An 18542-nucleotide genomic window follows, 5' to 3' on the forward strand; every position below is an offset into this window, starting at 1 on the left:
GGCTCGCCGGTAGAGGCTTCGTCGTGGCCAGCCTGTTATCGGCAGGTATCGGCTACGCCTTCACAACAGGTTTCCCAGCGCTGGAGGTGGCACCCCCGATGCAATCGGCCGGTGCCATCGCACTGTGCGTGTTGATGCTGCTCGCAGGACGGTCTCCGATCAGGCGATACCGCAGCGCCATGTGGGTGCTGATCGGCCGCCTTGCCGGAGGAAACGCGATCGGCGCGGTCGTCTACCCGTTCGCTGTGCAGCGCCTGACGCTGGGCACCGTCGCCGCCTTCGTGGTAATCGGCTACCTCTCGGTGGGCATCACCAGAATCTGGCGCATGAGAGCCACCGCATGGGGCTTCAAGCACTTGTGCGGGCGCGTGCTCGTGCTGGGCGGAGTCATCATGCTCAACCGACCGCAGGGCGAGATCGAGGTCGTAGGGATACTTTGCGCTGCGGTCAGCGCATGGTGTGCCTGGAACACGGTCACCGTTCTGGGGCGAATGAAGAAGCACGGACAGGAAGACCAGGGCGCCACGATCGCCAACCTGCTGGCGGCACCGCCACTCTTCGTGGCGGTGTTCGCGCTGCGGGGCGGCGAGTGGATGTCCTGGGGCCTCTTCTCCGTGGCCGGTCTGGCAGGGCTGCTCACGCTGCTGCTGCCGGTCCTGCTGATGAACGCCGCGCTCCGCCGTTCCTCGGAGCTCGACGTGGCAATGATGCAGTCACTCTCGTCACCGATCCACGCCCTGGTGGCGCAGGTCGGCACCGCGATGGGGGCGCTCGCTTCCAATCAGCGGCTCACCTTCGGAGAGTGGGCCGCCATCCTCCTGGTCGCTGGTGCCGCCATCGGGGTCTCATCGCTCAAAGAGCCCTCCGACGGCATGCTCCACGACGGGAAGCAACATAGCGGCAACGGACGACGCCGCTGATCCGCAACGGCGGAAAGGGCTCTCCCTTTCCGCCGTTGCCCCTGACGCTGCTGCGCGGCCACGACTGCGGCGGCTCTCGCCACGATGGATGTCACCGATTACGCGGGCAAAGTCGGATCCCACCAGTAAGGTCCCTTGATCATGAAGCTGCGAGGGCGCACGGTCGTGCTGTACGGGGACTTCTGGGAGATCGGAAGGGAGTCCGCGACACGGCGGCTTCAAGCGCTCGGCGCACGTGTGGCGGAAGAGGTGACCGAGGAGACCGACCTCCTCTTCCTCGCCCCCGGGGAACGAGGGCCCATTCCCCGAACCGACGCGATGCTCCGCACGCCGTACTTCGATGAAGACGCGCTGATCCGCATGCTGGAGCGGGAAGAAGGCGCCGCCGCGCCGGTCGAGGTGCCTCCTCGGCCGTTCGTGTCGGCTTCAGAGCTGGCAAGGGCGGACGGGGCCCGCGGTTTGTACGCGCTCCTGGACGGGGCGGACTGGTCGGCCTTCACGCCCGAGCGCGACGTTCCGCCGCTGCGCGCCCGGCTGGCCGACCTGGAGCGCGCCGAGGGCGTGACCGACGCCCACCGGCTGGCCACCCGGCGGCTGATCGACGCCGGTGCGGCGCGGCTCCTGCACCCGTACGGCCACGACACGGAGATCGTCGCCCACGCGATGAGCCCGGACGGCCGCTACCTGGCCACCGGCAGCTGGGTCGGCGACGACTACGACGCAGGCGGCGTCCTGCAGATCTGGGAGGTCGCGGCCGGCCGGTGCGTCAACACCGTGCGCCGCATCGCGGGCGGCATCGGGTGGCCCGGCTACGAGCGCACGATCCAGTGGTCCGCCGACTCGTCCCGCATCGCCATGGCCCACTCCACGAACAGGGTGGGGGTCTGGACCTTCGACGGCGAGCCGCTCGCCACGATCGACGTGTCGGACGGCAACTCGCGCCCGTCGGAGTTCGCCCTCTCTCCCGACGGGCGCGGCGTCTACTTCCACTGCGGCACCAACGGCGATGGCGGGCTCCAGGGGTGCGTCGTCCCGCTGGATCGCGGCCACCTGAGCTGGCTGCCCAACCACCTGGAGACCGACCACCCGTACCTGATGGCGCGCCGGCTGCCCGAGGCCGTGCGGGACGACTTCGCCGGGCTCGAAGAGCGCGACGACGACTGGAGGGTCGGGCAGTGGATCGAGGACCCGGTGTGGTCGCCCGACGGCACCCGGCTGTTCGGGGCCAACGCCATCAGCGTGGACGCCGGGACGCGCGAGGTCGTCTGGTACGCGCCCGGCAAGTTCGCCCGGCTCAGCCCGGACGGCGGTCTCGTCGCCGCCGTCACTCGCCGCGGCCTGTTCCTGCGGGACGCGTCCACCGGGCGGATCCGCTGCGGCCCCTTCGCGCTCGGCAAGCCCGTCTCGCTGCACTGGGCACCCGGCCGCGCCGTCAACCGGCTGGCCGTCCTGACACCGCCCACGGGCACCGCCGAGACGGGGGGCGTCCACATCTTCGACGACGACCGCCTGGTCTTCAGCGCCCAGGTCCCGCATTCGGGGTGGGGGAACCAGGCGGGTGACCACAACGCCTGGGCCTGGGCTCCCGGCGGCGAACGGGCCGCCTTCCTGACCATCGAGGGGTCCGCCGAGGTCTGGTCGTTCGCCGACCCGGCGAACCCCCGGCCGATCCAGAGCGTGCTCGCCGGGGGCGCCGACACCGTGTACTGGGGCGCGGACGACACGCTGGTGGTGCTCGACGACGTGGTCATGCAGTTCGTCAAGGTCGAGACCGGCGAGGTCGTCGGCGATTTCTACTCCCTGTACGTCCCGCCGGGCCCGCGTCCGGTGGAGGGCGAGCTCGTCGCGGAGTTCGAAGGGCAGATCTTCGCCCTCGACGAGGACAACTGGGCGATGACCCTCCAGCCCGACGCCGTGATCGCTCCGGAGGGCGGCGAGGACGAGCTGGACGCCGTCCTCGCCTGGGGAGTCGGCCGGCGCCATGCCTGGCCGGTGCGCTGGGGCGAACTTCGCGTGCTGCCCGACGCCCTCACCGCCGCCGACGTCTTGGGCTCCGGGGACGGCGAACTCCTCCGCGAACACCGCGCGGAGCTGGAGGAGTCGGACGGCGATGAACCCGCGGAGTGGCCGCCCCCGAACACCGCGAGCGTGGACGACCTGTTCGAGGCGGCGCGTGGTTCGCTCGCCGACCTCGACGACCACGGCTGGGGCTCCCACATCGCCGACCACCTGCGGGCCGCCGCCCGGCTGCGCGCTCGGCACGGCGAGGCCGAGGCCGCGATGATCCTGGTCGGCGACATCCCCGAACCGGCGGACCGGCTCGCCGCGGCGTCCGACGTCGCCGTGATCCTCGCCCGGGCCGGGGACATCCGTTCCGCGCGCGCCGCCTTCTCCCTCGCCCAGTCGCTGTTCCCCTCGGTGGACCAGAAGATGTTCGACGCCGACAGGTCAGCCTCGTTCGGCGCGGTGTGCCATGCGCTGGGCGAGACGGGCACTGCCGAGCAGTGGTTCCGGCACGCCCGAGCGTCCATCACCATCGAGCCGAACCCATGGCAGGACCACATCGCCGTCATGCACTCGATGCTGGAGTGCGGACGTGACGACCTTGTGCGCGCCCTCCTGGACGACCGTGCCGGGCATCCGGGCGGCAGCTTCTTCTGGGAGGCGGAGTGGCTGGTGTACCTGCTGCGCACCGGTCACTCCGACCTGGCCCGTGAGTTCCAGAGCCTGCCGGGCTGGGACGTCCCGTACGAAGTGCTGACGGTCCTCGCGGAGCACGGACACGCCGATCTTGTGGAGACCTGGGGAGATCACAACTGGGCGGTCGGCGACGAGCTCGTCGAGCTTGCCCGCCGGGGCACGCCACCGGTCCGGCCCCCGACACCGACTGATCAGGACGTCCAGGAACTGGCCAGGCACTACGCCCGGATCCAGGGCATGCCGCACTCGCAGCGCCGGCACCCGATCGAGCAGCTGATCGAGAGCGCCGCGGAGCGCGGGCACATCTCCGCCGTCGTCGACCTCCTGGAACGGCTGCCGGAGCGCGGTGACTTCAACGACCGTCCCTCGTCGGCGTTCGGCGCGATCTGGCTCCTCCACACCGGTTTCAACCGGCCCCCGTTCTAGCGGCCGGAGCGCGCAGGTCAGCGACCAGCAGATCTGGGCAGCTGTGACGGCCTCGACCTGGGACGCGCTGACCGGTCAGGTCGAGCACACCCTGTTCACCTGGGACCCAGTCATCGTGGAGCATCTGTCCCGGACGCCGTGACTCCGTCCACGATGACCGTTCCGGCCGGTAGGGTCGCTTCGGGAGGCGAGATGGTGCTGACTCGCGAGGAACGCCTGGTCCACGCTGAGAAGTCCCTGATCGCGCTGTCGGCCGGTGACGCTTTCGGTGACCAGTTCTTCATGCTCGACAACCGGAACGTCTCTCCTGAGACGGGCGTGCCGCCGGCGCCCTGGGCGTGGTCGGACGACACGGAGATGGCGTGCTCGGTGGTGGACGTCCTGAGGCGGTTCGGGGAGATCGACCAGGACGCGCTGGCGGAGGCGTTCGCCGAGCGGTTCGACATCGGACGCCGCTACGGGGCGGGCGCGTTCGAACTGCTGGAACGGATCCAGCGTGGTGACCATTGGCACCGGGCGTCGCGGGAGCTGTTCGACGGGAAGGGTTCTTTCGGCAACGGCAACCGCATTTCCGCGCAGGACACCGTCCCGTTCGCGCTGTGGGCGGCCGCCACCAGGTTGACCGATTACGAGGCGGCGGTGCGCGCGTGCGTCATGGTCGGTGGCGACATGGACACCACGGCCGCCATCGTGGGCGGCGTGGTGGGCGCTCACCTGGGCCCGGACGGCATCCCGTCCGCATGGAGGAAATCCCGTGAACCCCTGCCCGGCTGGCTCACCAACGCGACGTGAGGCGGCGGGTGCCGCATCCAGTGCCGCTGGACCTACCGGAGGCCCAGTCCAGTGCCGTGCTCGGCTCGGCGGACTCATCCACGACTACTCGCAGGTCGCATGAGGCGACAGGGTTCTCGGCACCGACACCGTAGCGGGAGTCGGCCCCCAGCAAGGGGGAGCGGAGGGGAACACGTTCCGAATCGGGCATGCGACCGCGTTGAGCCTGACTGGGAATGATTACCCGCACCCGCACGGTTACTTGGCGGCCTCGGAGTGCGGCCGGTATGCGCGGGCCGCCGCCTCGATGTGGAGCTTGGCGGCGCGACGGGCGACCTCGGCGTCCCCGGCTCGGATTCCGGCGACGATCGCGCGGTGCTGGTCGGTGATCGTACAGGCCCAGTGCGGATCGTCCAGGTTGGCCACGGTCGTGACCGCGATGCGGTCCCACACGCGGTGCAGGGCGTCTTCGAGGAAGGGGTTGCCCGCAGCCGCCCCGATGGCGCGGTGAAGGGCCAGGTTCGCCTGTGCGGTGGCGCGGACGTCGTGCGCCTCCACTGCAGCCTGCACCTGGTCCACGGCTTGGTCAAGCGAGTCGACCACGGCCGGAGCAAGGTGGCCCAGTGCCTGTCGCGTGGCGGCCAGTTCGGCGGCCAATGCTTCGAGATCGGCGCGCAACACGAACAGAAGCTCCGCCTCTTCCTTGCTCAGCGCGGCGACCGCGACGCCCCGTGAACCCGGCACGACCAGACCTTCGGAGAGCAGCCTTCCGAGCGCCTCGCGTACCGGGGTGCGGCTGACTTGCAGGTCTGCCGCAAGGGCCGCCTCGGTGAGCCGCTGCCCTGGCGCGTATTCGCCTTGCGCGAACCGGCGCCGCAGCACCGCGTACACCGCCTGGGTACTGCCGGGCTTGGATGCGGGAGAGAGGGACATGGTTTAAGTATACAGTGCATACCAAAGGTGGCCGGGTCGCGACGGTGCCCCCGGATACCCGGGTCCGGATCGTTCGAGGCTGGTGCTCGGATGGGCGGCGACCTGAGAGCGCGAAGTCGCCGCCCATCCCCGTCCCGTAAATGCGGAACGTCGAGGCTAACCCACGGGCAGGGAGGCGTGTTCCGGGCCCAGTGACCGCGTGGGCTGGTCCTGGAGGTACCAGTCGAGAACCTGGTCGCCGGTCCAGAACTCCACGTCCCGGTGGGCGCGAATGTGCTGCAGGGCCTGCTCGAAGTACTTCAGCCGGTGCGGTGCGCCCATGATGTAAGGGTGCACCACCAGGGCCATGACCCGGGGGGACGCGGCGGAGTCCTTATAGAGCTGGTCGAACTGGTCGGCCGCCCGGCGGAAGTACTCACTGGCCGCATGGTGCTGGATCAGCATCATCGCGACGTCGTTGCACTCCTGGGTGTAGGGGACGTTCACGATGGGCGACGTCCGGGTGCGCAGTTTCACGGGCTGGTCGTCGAGGACCCAGTCGCACACGTACTCGTAGCCCTCTTCGACGAGGATGTCGGGCGTCTCCCAGGTCTCGGTCAGTCCCGGGCCCAGCCAGCCTCGCGGCCGGGCACCGGTCGCCGCCTCGATCGCCCTGGTGGTGGCCCGGATGTCGGCCCGCTCATCCTCGACCTTCTGCATGTTCTTCTGGGTGAACCCGTGGCCGACGAACTCCCAGCCGCGCTCCTGTGCCGCCCGCGCGATCTGCGGATAGTGCTCGATGGCCTGGCCGTTGATCGCCAGCGCGGCGCGAACGGACTGCCGGTCCAGTGCCTGGAGCATCCGCCAGAAGCCGACGCGGTTGCCGTACTCGTGCCAGGCCCAGTTGGGGACGTCCGGTGCGGGGACGCCGCCCGCCGGCGGTGTAAGGACGGTCCGGGGCATGGGGTCGGTGTCGGACCAGGTTTCCACGTTGACGATGACCCACACGACCATCCGTGTGCCGCCGGGCAGGGCGGGGGCGGGACGGCCCTCGATCGGGTCGTAGTCAAGCCGTTCGCTGGGGCGCACAGGTGTCTCCTTCGCTGATGGCGACGGTCAGGGCGGGCAGGCCGGTGATGTCGACGCGGATCCGGTCGCCCGGACGTACCGGGGCGACTCCGGCGGGCGTTCCGGTGTAGATGAGGTCTCCGGGCATCAGCCGGTAGGAACCGGACAGATGGCTGATGATCTCGGGAACGTTCCAGATCATCAGGTTCAGGCCGGTGTGCTGGCGCGGCTCGCCGTTCACGCTCAGCCGCAGTTCTCCGGACGGCGACCACGCGGCCTGGTCGGCCGGCAGGACGGGGCCGCAGGGCGCCGAGTGGTCGAACGACTTGCCGGCCTCCCAGGGGCGGGCCATCTCCCGGCACTCGCGCTGCCGGTCGCGACGGGTCAGGTCGATGCCGGCGGCGAACCCGAAGACGGGCGCGAGCGCGTCCCCGGGGCCGATGTCCGCGCCCTCGGCGCCGATGGCGACGACCAGCTCGCCCTCGAACTGAAGGTCGTCGGTCTGCGGTGGATAGGGGACGGACGAGCCGTCCGCGACGATCGCGTCGGCCGGCTTCTGGAAGAAGAACGGGTCGTCGCGCTCATCGCCCTCCCGCATCTCCCGGATGTGGTCGAGATAGTTGCGCCCGACGCAGTAGACGCGGCGGACGGGAAAGGCTTCGGGCCTCCCCACGACGGGGAGGGTGACCTGGTCGATCGGCCAGAGCAGTGGAGTGGTCATGATTCGGTGATCCCGTGGTTGTCGGTCGTGCTGAACTGTCGGGGGAGCAGAGCGAGGGCCAGGACGGAGCCGAGCACCGAGAAGCCGACGATCTGCACCATGGCCGCCGTGGTCCATCCGGCGGCCGACACCAGGCTGCTGAACAGCAGCCCGGAGACGCCCGCGGCGACGTAGACGCAGGTGACGAACAGGCCGGCGGCGCGACTCACGCCCTCCCGGTCGACGGACTTGACCAGGTAGCCGGCCACGGCGACGTACACACCGCCGCTGGCGAAAAGCCCGAACAGGAAGGAGAAGACGGACTGCCAGCCGCTCGACCCCGGTCCGAGGAAGAGGACGCACCCGCAGACCGCGACACCGAGATTGAGTACCGGCAGCAAGACACGCGGGCTCATCCGGTCGACCAGAAGGCCGCCGAGCGGGGAGGCGAACGCCGCCAGCCCGGACAGGCCGACGACGAACCCCGCGCCGCCGGAGCTGTAGTGCAGCTCCTCGCGCAGGTAGCTGGCGTACAGGCCGATGAAGGCGAAGTCGGCCAGGCCGAAGAGCGCCGTGATGACGGCGAGCAGGAGCGGGTTGCGGGACAGCAGCGTCCTCGCGCCGCCGGTGTGCGCGGTCGGGCCGTCCGCCGAGTCGGCCTCGGTGAGCCGCGACGACACCAGTACCGTGATGGCGGCCGCGAGGACGATGCCGAGGACGCCGTACGCCACCATCGGCGCCCGCCAGGTGCCGTAGCTCTCCAGCAGCCTGCTGCCGACCGCCGGGCCGATGACCGATCCGGCCGCGAAGGCCATGTTGACGCTGCCGATCGCCACTCCCCGGCGGGCCGCGAACGCGCTCGACGCCACCGTGATGATCGCCGCGAGCTGGAGTGCCTCGCCGACTCCCGACAGCACCCGCCACAGCAGCATGTCCGCGAACCCCGTCGAGACCACGGTCAGGGCGGTCGCGGCCGAGAACACCACGGTGCCGGCGACGATCGTCCCCTTGCGGCCGAGCAGCCGCTGGATCCGTCCGGCGGGCAGGCCCGCCAGGCCCATCCCGAGCGCGAACACGGTGGCCTGCAGCCCCGCCGCCTCGATGCTGAAGCCGTACTCGGCGCGCACTTCGACGAGCAGGATCGGGAAGACCATGCGGTCCATGGCGTTGACGGCGTAGGCCACCAGGAGCAGGCCGAACATGGCGACCGCGGCCCGGGAGGCCGGGGCTTTCCGCGTGTCGGGCAGGACTTGGGGAACGGGGGCGGCGCTCATCGGGTGCCTCCTTGGTCCGGGAACGTTGCCGGGCCCGGGTGGGTGGGGGGTGGGGTGCCGTCGCCGGCGATCGGCCCATGCCAGTCGCCGGCCACCGCCGCCCTGCGCAGCAGGGCGTCGCGGCGGACCGCGGCCATGGCGAGGGGATCAGGCTCCCCGTCGGGGACCGTCAGCCGCCCGTGCCGTTTGAGGACCCTGCCGTCGGCGATGACGGTGTCGATGTTGTCGATCTGACCGGTGTAGACCAGCGCCTCGACAGGGTCGCCGGAGGGCGTCAGGTTGACGTCGGACGAGCGCAGGATCACGATGTCGGCGCGCTTGCCGGCGGTGAGGGATCCGGTGACGTGCTCGATCCCGAGGTCCCGGGCGCCGTCGATCGTCGCCAGCTCCAGCAGCCTGCGCGGGGTGATCACGCCTGATCCGGTACGGGCGGCCTCCACCGAGATGATCGTGCGCAGGTGCCCGAGGACGTCCGCGCTGGTGGGCATGGCGAGGGTGTCGAGGGACAGCGACACCCGCACGCCGGCCTCCAGCAACTCGGTGAGCGGCGGGAAGCCCATGGTCCGCAGCTCCGTCATCGGGCTCAGCGACACCCGGGTCCGCGTCCGGGCCAGGGCGCTGACGTCATGCTCGTCGGCGTGCACGGCATGGATGATCTGCACGTCCTCGCCCAGCAGGCCGAGTTCGTCGAGGCGGACCAGGCCGCAGTTGCGGCAGCCCTCCTCGCGCATGCACCGGTCGCAGTGCATGGTGATCGGCAGGCCGAGCGAGCGCGCCGTCCCCCATTCGCGCTCGTACACCTCAGGGGACGTACGGTAGGGGCCGCGGACGGCGATGCCGAAGTCCAGCCGGTCGTCGAGGCGGGACTCCGGCCAGCGCGCCCGGAGCGCCGCCAGGTCGTCGAGGTCGTTGGGCACGTCGGGAGCGGCCGAGTCGGGAGGGCCGTAGGAGAAGCGCCCGCGCAGACCCGAGTCCAGGTGCGCCTGGATGTTGGCGTCGGCGTCCTGGGGATCGCGGACGTTGTGGTCGAAGTTGTGCACCGTCGTGATGCCGCCGCTGATCGCCTCGGCCAGCCCGAACCGGGCGGCCCAGTAGAAGTCCGCCACCTCGAAGTGCGGAGCGAGCGCGCGTTTGACCGTGAAGTAGTCCGTGCCCGGCCGGTCGCCGACCGTGCCGCGCAGGAGCGAGTTCCACAGGTGCCAGTGGGTGTCCACGAAGCCGGGCAGGGTCACCGTCCCGGTCGCGTCGAGGACCTGCGCGCCGCCGCTCTCGCGGTCGGCGGAGTGCGGGCCGATGGCGGCGATCCGGCCGTCGCGGACCAGGATGTCGGCTTCCGGGAGGTCTCCCACGGCGGGATCCATCGAGATCAGGTGCGTGCCCGAGATCAGCAGGTTGGTTCGCTGCGGAAGCATGATCACCTCATGAAGAGTGCGATGGACAGGACAAGACCGACGCCGACGACGAGCCACCGAAGGCGCTGCGGAGGCACGCGCCGGGCGATGACCACTCCGCTGCGGCCACCCGCCAGGCCGGCCAGCGACATGACGGCGACGGGCAACCACTGCACGGGGCCGAACACGGCGAAGGACAGGGCGGAGACCACGCCGACGACCAGTGACAGGGCGCTCTTGAGGGCGTTGAGCCGGTGTAGATCTTCGGCTATGAAGGCGCCGAGGAGCGCGAGCATCATCACTCCGAGCCCCGCGGCGAAGTACCCACCGTAGGCGGAGACGACGAACGTGGCGAGGAGGAGGCCGCGGCCGTGTCCCGCCGCCGTCTCGGCCCGGGCGAGCCGGCGGGCCACCACCCCCTGTGCGGCCAGCGCGATGACGGAGGCCAGGACGAGCACCGGGACGACGGAGGTGAACCGTTCCGCCGGTGCGGCGAGCAAGATCAGCGCACCCGCCGCCGCACCGGCGGCGGTCACCGCGGTGAGTTGCCGGATGCGGGGCCGGACCTCGGCAAGTTCCGCGCGGTAGCCCGCGAGCCCGCCCACGTAACCCGGCAGGGTCGTCAACGCGCTGGTGACGTTGGCCGTCACCGGCGGGTAGCCCATGGCCAGCAGCGCCGGGAACGAGATCAAGGATCCACCGCCGGCCACCCCGTTCACCGCACCGGCCGCGAAGCCCGCCACGGCGAGCACGGCCAGTTGCCAGGGGCTCAGCACGGCATCCCTCCCTACTCACGCGGAACCAGGATGTCTAGTATGCATTGCATGCAATGCATGTCAAGCCTTCCCTTTTGCTGATTTCAGGGCTACCACCTGCCAAGGTGAAGCGGTGCTTGACACCGGCGGAGACCCGCACGCTGCCCGCCGTGATCGATGTGGTCGGGGCGAGCGTTGGGGATGGGGCGTACCAAGAGCTACGCGCCGAGGACATCGCCCGGCTTCCGGCCGCCGAGACGGGTAACGCGTTGCGCACCCAGTCGCGCCCGGAGACCGCCTCCGCGGCCGACGTCCTGCGCTACTACGGAGGAGCGGCCGCCGAGCAGAAGGGCGAGTCGCTGCCCCTGGGGCCCGGACTGTTGAGCTACTCCGTGCGCGAGCCGCTGGGGGTGGTGGCTTCGATCATCCCGTGGAACTCGCCGCTGGTCCTGGCCGCCAAGGCGAAGCTGCCGATCCTGGAAGTGCTGGCGAACGAGAAGCGCAAGACGCTGATCATGGTCCTCTTCCAGACGGTCGCCGACGTCGGCTACTCCATGGTCACCGTCTTCTCGCTGACCTGCGTCACCGAGCACCTGGACCTGCCGCGCAGCTGGGCCTTCAACGGCCTGCTCATCGCAGCCGCCGTCGACCTGGTGATGCAGCCCCTCTCCGGCATCCTCTCGGACCGCATCGGACGCCGGAAGGTGTACGCCATCGGCACCGTCTTCCTCGGCCTGTACGCCTACCCCTTCTTCGCGCTGCTGGACCACGGCACCAAGACCTCGGTGTGGCTCGCGCCCGTCCTCGGCCTGGGCATCGGGCAAGGGGGGTGGTGGCGGCCAATCGCCACCAGGCGAAGACGCGGGTTCCTCGGGCTCCGCTGACGGAGGCGGGTTGGCAGGTGAGATGGTGGGCCAGGTAGCCCAGCCAACGCCGTACCTGGTCGGGATCGTGGCGACGGCGAGGTCGGAACGGTTCGGCAGGTTCCTTGCCAGGCTCCCGGATGGCGATCAGGGCCGGGATGACCTGGTCGAACAGGTGGGCTCGCAGCGCGTCGGCGTCGGGGAAGCAGGTGGGGTCGGTCAGCGCGGCAGGGCCGGAGCCGGGCGCGGTGTGGACGGTGCGCAGCAACCACAGTCCCAGCGGGGTGGCGGCGACGCTGGCCAGCACGGTCGCCGCGCGGGACGTGGGCTGATCGGGTAGGGCCGCGGTACGGAGCAGATTCAGGACAGGCCGCCAGGCAGGTCCGTGGCTCGGCGGCAGGCAGAGGGTGAGGTAGTCGGCGGCGGTCGCGCGATCGAGCCAGAGGCCAGTTGACTCGGTGGCGCTGGCGGGGGTGAGTTCCGCGAACCGCTCTGCGGCAAGCGACCAGAGGAGCGCGCGTCCGGTCGCGGAAAAATGCGGGGCCAAGCTCAACGCGAGGTCGAGCCAGCGCGGGAGGCGCGCGGCGGGGTAGCGTCCGAGCGCGACGAGCAGCGTCCGCACCTGGAGATCACGGCTGGAGATCGTGCTCCAGGTGCGCTCGAAACCGCCGAGGTCGCCGAGTGCCGCCCGGCGGTGTGCCGGCGCGGCGCGCAGTTCCGTTCGCGGGGTGCTGCCCATGTCCGACTGCGGCGCCGCCTCCTCGACCAGGCCGACCTGACGCGAGCTCAGTGAGTGGGCCTGCCTGCCCAGCCGCATCCCCGCCCACTCGTAGCGGGTGGTGGAACCCCGCCGGGCGGAGACGTAGTCGTCGTCGAGCAGCCGTTCGAGCACGACGGGTCGCAGCTCCGGTGGCAGCGCCTCGAGCGCGATCAGCGCGGTGAGGCGTCGTTCGCCGAGATCCTCCGGCGACAGCCGGCCCCAGCCCTTTTCCATCCACCATTCCAGGGCGTCCGAGTACGGCGAAACGGCCAAGTTCGCGAGTACCGGCTCGGGATGGTGGGTCGACCATGCGCCACAGCCGCTCCGGGGCATCGGTGGCGAGTTCCGCGCCGCAGGCCGTCATGGCATAGAGCCGCATTTCCGGATCGCCCGTCTCGGTCGACCGCCACACGGCATCGATTCCATGGGACCAAGACCCCAAGGCGTTCGTGTGGGCCAAGCCCGTTGACGATTTCCTCGGAACCGTCGCCGCATACTGCACCGAATTAACGACCCAGGACACTTGTCTAGACGATCCGATCACGGCGCCGGTCACGGCTGTGGCATGAGCCCCGAAAGCATCCGTCAATCCGGATGCCAGTAACGTCCGGGGTCGCTCTTTTCCTTCAATCCCAGCTTCCTTTTCCTTCGCTCTTGTCTTCTGCGTTCGCGCTTGATCTCCTCTTGTTCTTGGCCTTTTCGATCCTCCAGTCGTTGCCCGCGCGTTTCCCCGCCGTGATCAGCCTCGGGCTGTCCGAGCCGATCTGCGCCGATTCGTCGGACGATCGCCGACCCGAGTCCGCGCCGACGCCGCTGTCCTGCCCATCGCCGCCGACATGCTGGCAGGTGCTGGGATGATTCGGAACGTTGGGGCTTCGCCGCTCGCGAGCCGCTCTCGTCCGGCCGCGCCCTTGGCGGGGCGCGGCCGGTGCCACCGGCGGTATGGAGTCAGCGCAGGAGCGTGTTGCGCAACGTGATGCCGTGCAGGTGGCGCAGCCTGCGCAGCTCGTAGTGGGCGAGTGCGGACACCGTCAGTGGCGCCCCCAGCAGCAGCGCCATGGCCAAGATGCCCGGCACTTCCTTGTAGGAGTCGTTGATCAGGTTGACCAGGGTCATCACCCAGGACGCCGACACGCTTGCGTATTGACGGAGACGAGCTGGACGCCGTGTTCAGCAGCGCGAGCGACGGCCAACCCGTGCGCGTGGTCGACGCCGCCGGGCATGAGGCCGTGGTCATCTCCACCACCGCCTATGAGGAGCTGCAGCGGCTTCGGCTGGAGGAGCAGCGCCGCCAGGTGCGCGCGCGGCTGCTCGCCGACGGCGGGCGCGGCCGGAAGTTCACGTCCGTCGACGAGATGGTCCAGGCCGCCGACGCGGGCCGCAGTGTCCGCGGCGTCGCCTGATGCCGAGGAGCATCCGCTGGCTGGATGCGGCCTGGGAGCAACTGATCGCGTTGCCGGACGCTCTCTAAAGGAGGGCCTGGCGGCCGCCGCCGCGTTGATGGTCGACCCGCACCCGGCGGACTCGCGGCCAGATCCCGAACTGCCGGACACCTATCTCCTGGAACGCGGCCACGTGCGGGTGTTCTACCGCGTGGTCGCCGCCGAGGTCGACGTGGCCGGGATCTGGCCGAACAGCTGAAAATGTACGAAGTTGCATTTGATGCAGCATTCGTCCTGATGGACAAAGCCGCATAATGCCTGGTCGCGAGGGGTTCCCGAACGCCCGCACCCGGGCGTCCAGCTGCGGTTCACCGACCTGGACGGGCACCGCTTGACCTGCTTTGTCACCGGCACCCGGCCCGGCGGCCGGTGGGGGCAGCTCCTGACCTGGACCTGCGGCACCGCCGCCGCGCCCGCTGCGAGGACCGCATCCGCGCCGCCAAGGACACCGGCCTTCTGTCAGGCCGCGGGCCAGTCGACCAGCGAGGCTCTCCACCCAGGTCCATGCGACCAGAGGAAGAGTAGCTCTGCGTGAGATCAGGCAGGAGGACCGGGGGAGCCCGCAGACATGCATCGGACCTCGGCAACGCGCTGACCGACTGGTGTGGACCTTCCCAAATGTCTGGGTGGGCGGTCAGTTCACCTGGCGTTGCCGCCGGTAGCGGCCGGGGGCTGTGCCGTGCTCGCGTTTGAACGCCTTGGCGAATGCGTACTCCGAGCCGTAGCCGCAGCGTTCGGCGACGGTTTGGAGCGGGGCGTCGGTGCCGAGCAGGAGTCGAGAGGCGGTGGTCATCCGCCACCAGGTGAGGTAGGCCAGGGGTGGCTGGCCGACGGCGGTGACGAACCGTTTGGCGAAGGTGGCGCGGGACACGCCGGCCCGGGTGGCCAGTTCTGCGACGGTCCAGGGGTGTTCGGGGCGCTGGTGGATGTCGTGCAGTGCGGTGACGATGGCCGGGTCGGTCAGGGCGGCGGCCCAGCCCGTGGCGCCGGGGCCGGACTGCTCGTCGAGCCAGGTCCGCAGGACGTACAGCAGGAGCATGTCGATGAGCGGGCTCAAGATCGCTTCGGAGCCGACGCGGGGTTGGCGTAGTTCGTCGCCCATGAGATCGACGGTGGCGCGGAGCGAGCGATGCTGCCCCACCCGGGCAGGCAGATGGATCACCGGCGGCAGGTCGCCGAGCAGTGGGTGCGGGCGGACGCGGTCGAAGCTGTAGCAGACACAGAGCATCTCGGTGGCGGCGCCTAGGCCGGGGATGTTCAAGTCTGTGATCAGAGATCCGCTGTCGCGGACGGGACGGAAGTCGGTCAAGGGGCTGCCGGGCCGGTCCGCCAGCACGTGCCCTTGCCCCGGCGCGGTGAACAGTACGTCGCCGACGCCGAGCGTCAACGGCGCGCCGCCAGGAGAGATCAGGCAACACGCGCCCTGCAGAACGACGTGGCAGCAGGCCGAGTCGCCGGCCGGGAATCGTAGGCCCCAGGGTTCCCAGCTTCTGGTGCGACCCGCGTACGGCTGTCCGGCGCGCATCGCGGCGAGCACATCACCGAGAACGTCCATGGCTAGAACGTAGCATGATCGAATTAGACGCTTGGACATCTATTTCGGACGGCAGGATATTCAGCGTCTGTCATCAACTCCCTACGGTGGATCGCAGACAGGTTCTCGATCTTGATCACAAGGGGATGCGCCCGTGTCTGTCATGCCACCGACCAAGGAGGCCGAGACCGGCCTTGCTCCGGCCGCGACCGCCACCACCTGGGCCGCCGCCTGGACCACCTCGATGCAGCGTCCGAGTGCGAGTTTCGCCCCGAACTGGTCCGAGGAGGGGTTCGCGAGCCAGACCGTCCGCCAAGTGGTCCGGGTCACCGTCGGCGGCGACGCTGTACGGATCCGCCTGTCGAACGCCTACGGGACCGGACCGCTCACGATCACCGGGGCCACCATCGCCGCCTGTACCGGCGGCGCCGCCGTCCAGCAGGACACTCTGCAGCACCTCACTGTCGGCGGGAAGCGGGCGTTCACGATCGCGGCCGGTGCGGAGCTCGCAAGCGACCCGGTGCCGTTCAGGGTGGTGCCGCTGGACAAGGTGACGATCACGTTCTACACGGCCGAGCCGACCGGCCCCGCGACATTCCACGCCCAGGCGCTGGCGACCAGCTACCGCACCGAAGGTGACCACCGGGACGACACCGACGGCACGGCGTTCGCCGAGACCTCGCAGTCCTGGTACCACCTGAGCGGGCTGGACGTGACCGGCGGCCCAGCGCGCCTTCCGGGCGTCGTCCTATTCGGCGACTCCCTCACCGAGGGCGTGGGCAGCACCCTGGACGCCGACCGCCGCTACCCGGACGTGCTCGCCGAGCGCCTGGCCTCGGCGGGCCGACCCCGCGCCGTGCTGAACCAGGGCATCGGCGGCAACCGGGTGACGGTCGACTCGGCCTGGCACGGTGACAGCGCGGTGTCCCGGTTCCGGCGCGATGTCCTCGGCCAGCCAGGCGCGGGAACGGCCGTCATCCTGCTGGGCATCAACGACATCGGTATCAGCGAGGTGGCCCAGGCGTCGCCGTTCCCCACCTTCGCGCCGTACACCGAGGTCTCCGCCGACGAGGTCATCGCAGGCCTCCGCGGCATGATCCAGCAGGCCCGCACCGCAGGGCTGCGGGTCGTCGGGGCCACGGTGATGCCCGCAGGGCCCTCGGCGTTCTCCACCCCACGCAGCGAGGCCAAACGAGCCGCCGTCAACATCTGGATCCGTACCTCGGGCGAGTACGACGCCATCATCGACTTCGACCGCGCGGTGGGCTCGCCTGAGGATCCGTTCCGGCTCGACCCGGCCTTCGACTCCGGTGACCACCTGCACCTCAACGACGCCGGATACCGCGCCATGGCCGACGCCATCGACCTGGCCGACCTCGGCTGAACACCCGATCCCCGCCAAGGAGTCTCGATGTCATTCCACGTCGTCGTCGGAACCAGCGCCGCCGGAATCGCCACCGCGCGCATGCTCGCCGAATCCGGTGAGCGTGTCCGCATCCTCAGCAGGAGTGGCGGCGGGCCCCAGCACCCACTGATCGAACCGATCGCCGCCGACGCCCGCGACGCCGCCCGGCTCACCGAGCTGACCAGCGGCGCCACGACACTGTTCAACTGCGCCACACCGGCCTACGACATGCTGCCCGTGGAGACCCCGGCGCTGGCGGCCGCGCTGCTGACCGCGGCCGAACGCAGCGGCGCCGGGTACCTCAACCTGAGCAACACCTACGGATACGGCCCCCCGGCCCCCGGCGAGCCCATGACCGAGGATCTCCCCATGTCGCCGACCACCATCAAGGGACGGGTCCGGGCGCAGATGTGGCAGGACGCCATCACCGCCCACGACCAGGGACGGATCCGATTCACCGAAGTGCGGCCCGGCGACTTCATCGGACCCGGCCAACCATCGATGTTCAATCTGCTGATCGCGCCGCCGGTGCTGGCCGGCGAGCCCACGGCCGTACCAGCAGACCTGGACGCACCGCACAGCTGGAGCCACCCCGGCGACGCCGCAAACGCATTGGTCACCCTCAGCCGCGACGAGCAGGCATGGGGCCGGGCCTGGCACGTGCCTCCCATCTCCGACGCCACCGTACGCGAGGTCACGAAAAGGTTCGCCGAACTGGCCGGAGCTCCCGCGCCACAACTGATCAGCATGTCACCCCTGGATCTGCACAACGCCGGCCTCGCCGACCCGATCATCGCGCAGACGTGGGAGATGCAATATCAGTACCAGCGCCCTTTCGTCCTGGACGCCTCACTGACCGCGAAGACCTTTGGCCTGACCCCGACTCCACTCAACGACGTTCTCCTGGAAACCGCCGAGTCGTTCGCTAGCTAGAGGCTCCTCTGGCGTCGCTGCTACGCGCTCCGGCGCGGTCGATGTCGCGGTACACCGTCGCCCGTCCGATGGAGAAGACCTCCCTCAGGTCGGCGATGGTGTACTCGCCGGTGCCGCGCCCGAACCAACTCGGCCTGCTGCCGCGTCGTCGTCAGCTTGGCCCGGGACTCTACTGGCTTGTAGTAACGCTAAGGACTGAACCGGGGACTGTAAAACCAACGGCTCTGTCTCGTAATCGGTGGTGGCGCTGAGTGATCACCTGCCAGCCTGAGGCGTGCTGGAGATCGACGATCTGATGGGTGTGGTGTTTTCGGGCCTGTCTGCCCTGGTCATCGAGGATGTGGAGGACTGGAGCGCCCCGGGTTGGGCGGAGGCCCTGATACCTGGAAGGGTGAGGGGTTATGGCACCCCCGAGGAAGTACTCCGCTGAGCTGCGTGAACGCGCGGTGCGGATGGTCTTTGAACTGCGTGAGCAGACCGGTGAGAAGACCGGCACGATCGCCCGTGTGGCCGACCAGCTGGGGGTGCATCGGGAGGCGTTGCGGACCTGGATCCGCCAAGCCGAGGTCGATGGCGGAAAACGTCCAGGGACCACGACCAGTGACGCGCAGAGGATTGCGGGGGTGGAGCGGGAGAATCGTGAGCTGCGGCGGGCGAACGAGATCTTGAAGGCGGCCTCGGCGTTTTT

At 69.9% G+C, this 18542-nt stretch carries 20 protein-coding genes and 1 pseudogene; 13 read left to right on the forward strand and 8 right to left on the reverse strand.

All coding sequences use genetic code 11. The features are described from left to right. Positions 1 to 23 precede the first annotated feature (23 nt). From ABD340_RS35445 to ABD340_RS35455, 3 genes are all read left to right on the forward strand, one after another. Positions 24 to 920 (forward strand): DMT family transporter, encoded by an 897-nt coding sequence (locus ABD340_RS35445; protein WP_344595034.1) that lies wholly within the window; start codon positions 24 to 26, stop codon positions 918 to 920. A 141-nt stretch (positions 921 to 1061) separates the two neighbouring features. Then, on the forward strand, positions 1062 to 4046 hold the full coding sequence (locus tag ABD340_RS35450; RefSeq protein ID WP_344595036.1) for a BRCT domain-containing protein: 2985 nt from the start codon (positions 1062 to 1064) through the stop codon (positions 4044 to 4046). Between the two features lie 192 nt (positions 4047 to 4238). Continuing rightward, on the forward strand, positions 4239 to 4838 hold the full coding sequence (locus ABD340_RS35455) for an ADP-ribosylglycohydrolase family protein (protein ID WP_344595038.1): 600 nt from the start codon (positions 4239 to 4241) through the stop codon (positions 4836 to 4838). 237 nt (positions 4839 to 5075) lie between these two features. Here ABD340_RS35455 and ABD340_RS35460 read toward each other — a convergent pair whose 3' ends face one another. The 6 genes from ABD340_RS35460 to ABD340_RS35485 all read right to left on the reverse strand — a co-directional run bounded on the left by ABD340_RS35460 (position 5076) and on the right by ABD340_RS35485 (position 10938). Then, positions 5076 to 5750 (reverse strand): GntR family transcriptional regulator, encoded by a 675-nt coding sequence (locus ABD340_RS35460; RefSeq protein ID WP_344595040.1) that lies wholly within the window; start codon positions 5748 to 5750, stop codon positions 5076 to 5078. A gap of 156 nt (positions 5751 to 5906) precedes the next feature. Continuing rightward, positions 5907 to 6818 (reverse strand): polysaccharide deacetylase family protein, encoded by a 912-nt coding sequence (locus ABD340_RS35465; RefSeq protein ID WP_344595041.1) that lies wholly within the window; start codon positions 6816 to 6818, stop codon positions 5907 to 5909. Then, positions 6796 to 7518: a fumarylacetoacetate hydrolase family protein gene (locus ABD340_RS35470; protein WP_344595043.1), complete on the reverse strand. Its 723-nt coding sequence runs from the start codon at positions 7516 to 7518 to the stop codon at positions 6796 to 6798. Before ABD340_RS35470 ends, ABD340_RS35465 begins: the two co-directional genes overlap by 23 nt. Beyond that, complete coding sequence (locus ABD340_RS35475; RefSeq protein WP_344595044.1) at positions 7515 to 8771, reverse strand: MFS transporter; 1257 nt, start codon at positions 8769 to 8771, stop codon at positions 7515 to 7517. Before ABD340_RS35475 ends, ABD340_RS35470 begins: the two co-directional genes overlap by 4 nt. Beyond that, positions 8768 to 10183, reverse strand: a complete 1416-nt coding sequence (locus ABD340_RS35480) for an amidohydrolase family protein (RefSeq protein WP_344595046.1) — start codon at positions 10181 to 10183, stop codon at positions 8768 to 8770. The genes ABD340_RS35475 and ABD340_RS35480 overlap by 4 nt, the downstream gene beginning before the upstream one ends. Positions 10184 to 10185: 2 nt before the next feature. Continuing rightward, positions 10186 to 10938 (reverse strand): sulfite exporter TauE/SafE family protein, encoded by a 753-nt coding sequence (locus ABD340_RS35485; protein ID WP_344595047.1) that lies wholly within the window; start codon positions 10936 to 10938, stop codon positions 10186 to 10188. Between the two features lie 116 nt (positions 10939 to 11054). Here ABD340_RS35485 and ABD340_RS35490 point away from each other — a divergent pair, with 116 nt between their 5' ends. From ABD340_RS35490 to ABD340_RS35500, 3 genes are all read left to right on the forward strand, one after another. Continuing rightward, on the forward strand, positions 11055 to 11801 hold the full coding sequence (locus ABD340_RS35490; protein WP_344595049.1) for an aldehyde dehydrogenase family protein: 747 nt from the start codon (positions 11055 to 11057) through the stop codon (positions 11799 to 11801). Between the two features lie 119 nt (positions 11802 to 11920). Beyond that, the gene (locus ABD340_RS35495; protein WP_344595050.1) at positions 11921 to 12112 is read left to right on the forward strand and encodes a hypothetical protein; all 192 of its coding nucleotides are present in this window, start codon (positions 11921 to 11923) and stop codon (positions 12110 to 12112) included. Between the two features lie 1082 nt (positions 12113 to 13194). Further along, entirely contained in the window at positions 13195 to 13398 is a 204-nt protein-coding gene (locus ABD340_RS35500) for a hypothetical protein (RefSeq protein WP_344595052.1), read from the forward strand. A gap of 90 nt (positions 13399 to 13488) precedes the next feature. On the opposite strand, the gene ABD340_RS35505 is transcribed toward ABD340_RS35500, so the two are convergent. After that, positions 13489 to 13674 (reverse strand): hypothetical protein, encoded by a 186-nt coding sequence (locus ABD340_RS35505; RefSeq protein ID WP_344595053.1) that lies wholly within the window; start codon positions 13672 to 13674, stop codon positions 13489 to 13491. A gap of 2 nt (positions 13675 to 13676) precedes the next feature. Here ABD340_RS35505 and ABD340_RS35510 point away from each other — a divergent pair, with 2 nt between their 5' ends. The 3 genes and pseudogenes from ABD340_RS35510 to ABD340_RS35520 all read left to right on the forward strand — a co-directional run. Next, entirely contained in the window at positions 13677 to 13943 is a 267-nt protein-coding gene (locus ABD340_RS35510; RefSeq protein WP_344595054.1) for a hypothetical protein, read from the forward strand. Positions 13944 to 14040: 97 nt separating this feature from the next. Beyond that, positions 14041 to 14181 carry a hypothetical protein gene (locus ABD340_RS35515; RefSeq protein ID WP_344595055.1) on the forward strand — a complete coding sequence of 47 codons (141 nt, stop codon included), beginning with the start codon at positions 14041 to 14043 and terminating at the stop codon, positions 14179 to 14181. Between the two features lie 78 nt (positions 14182 to 14259). After that, positions 14260 to 14438 (forward strand): annotated as a pseudogene (locus ABD340_RS35520) (IS1380 family transposase); the annotation flags it as partial. A 178-nt stretch (positions 14439 to 14616) separates the two neighbouring features. On the opposite strand, the gene ABD340_RS35525 reads toward ABD340_RS35520, so the two are convergent. Beyond that, entirely contained in the window at positions 14617 to 15537 is a 921-nt protein-coding gene (locus ABD340_RS35525) for an AraC family transcriptional regulator (protein ID WP_344595057.1), read from the reverse strand. Positions 15538 to 15679: 142 nt separating this feature from the next. Between ABD340_RS35525 and ABD340_RS35530 the strand changes: the two genes are divergently transcribed. The 4 genes from ABD340_RS35530 to ABD340_RS35545 all read left to right on the forward strand — a co-directional run. After that, positions 15680 to 16900, forward strand: coding sequence for an SGNH/GDSL hydrolase family protein (locus ABD340_RS35530; RefSeq protein ID WP_344595058.1), 1221 nt, complete (start codon positions 15680 to 15682; stop codon positions 16898 to 16900). Positions 16901 to 16927: 27 nt separating this feature from the next. Continuing rightward, entirely contained in the window at positions 16928 to 17854 is a 927-nt protein-coding gene (locus tag ABD340_RS35535; protein ID WP_344595060.1) for an NAD-dependent epimerase/dehydratase family protein, read from the forward strand. 274 nt (positions 17855 to 18128) lie between these two features. Beyond that, complete coding sequence (locus ABD340_RS35540; RefSeq protein WP_344595062.1) at positions 18129 to 18284, forward strand: hypothetical protein; 156 nt, start codon at positions 18129 to 18131, stop codon at positions 18282 to 18284. 22 nt (positions 18285 to 18306) lie between these two features. Beyond that, positions 18307 to 18542: transposase (locus tag ABD340_RS35545; RefSeq protein ID WP_344595064.1), on the forward strand; the 236-nt coding region annotated here is incomplete at its 3' end.

Origin of the sequence: Actinomadura vinacea (genome assembly GCF_039532545.1) — a bacterium.
Classification (GTDB): Bacteria; Actinomycetota; Actinomycetes; order Streptosporangiales; family Streptosporangiaceae; genus Spirillospora; species Spirillospora vinacea.

Coding starts and splice junctions, on each gene's coding strand:
- ABD340_RS35495 (WP_344595050.1), top strand. CDS start 11,921: ATGGCGATCAGGGCCGGGATGACCTGGTCGAACAGGTGGGCTCGCAGC.
- ABD340_RS35515 (WP_344595055.1), top strand. CDS start 14,041: ATGGTCGACCCGCACCCGGCGGACTCGCGGCCAGATCCCGAACTGCCG.
- ABD340_RS35450 (WP_344595036.1), top strand. CDS start 1,062: ATGAAGCTGCGAGGGCGCACGGTCGTGCTGTACGGGGACTTCTGGGAG.
- ABD340_RS35525 (WP_344595057.1), bottom strand. CDS start 15,537: ATGGACGTTCTCGGTGATGTGCTCGCCGCGATGCGCGCCGGACAGCCG.
- ABD340_RS35480 (WP_344595046.1), bottom strand. CDS start 10,183: ATGCTTCCGCAGCGAACCAACCTGCTGATCTCGGGCACGCACCTGATC.
- ABD340_RS35475 (WP_344595044.1), bottom strand. CDS start 8,771: ATGAGCGCCGCCCCCGTTCCCCAAGTCCTGCCCGACACGCGGAAAGCC.
- ABD340_RS35535 (WP_344595060.1), top strand. CDS start 16,928: ATGTCATTCCACGTCGTCGTCGGAACCAGCGCCGCCGGAATCGCCACC.
- ABD340_RS35455 (WP_344595038.1), top strand. CDS start 4,239: ATGGTGCTGACTCGCGAGGAACGCCTGGTCCACGCTGAGAAGTCCCTG.
- ABD340_RS35530 (WP_344595058.1), top strand. CDS start 15,680: ATGCCACCGACCAAGGAGGCCGAGACCGGCCTTGCTCCGGCCGCGACC.
- ABD340_RS35470 (WP_344595043.1), bottom strand. CDS start 7,518: ATGACCACTCCACTGCTCTGGCCGATCGACCAGGTCACCCTCCCCGTC.
- ABD340_RS35460 (WP_344595040.1), bottom strand. CDS start 5,750: ATGTCCCTCTCTCCCGCATCCAAGCCCGGCAGTACCCAGGCGGTGTAC.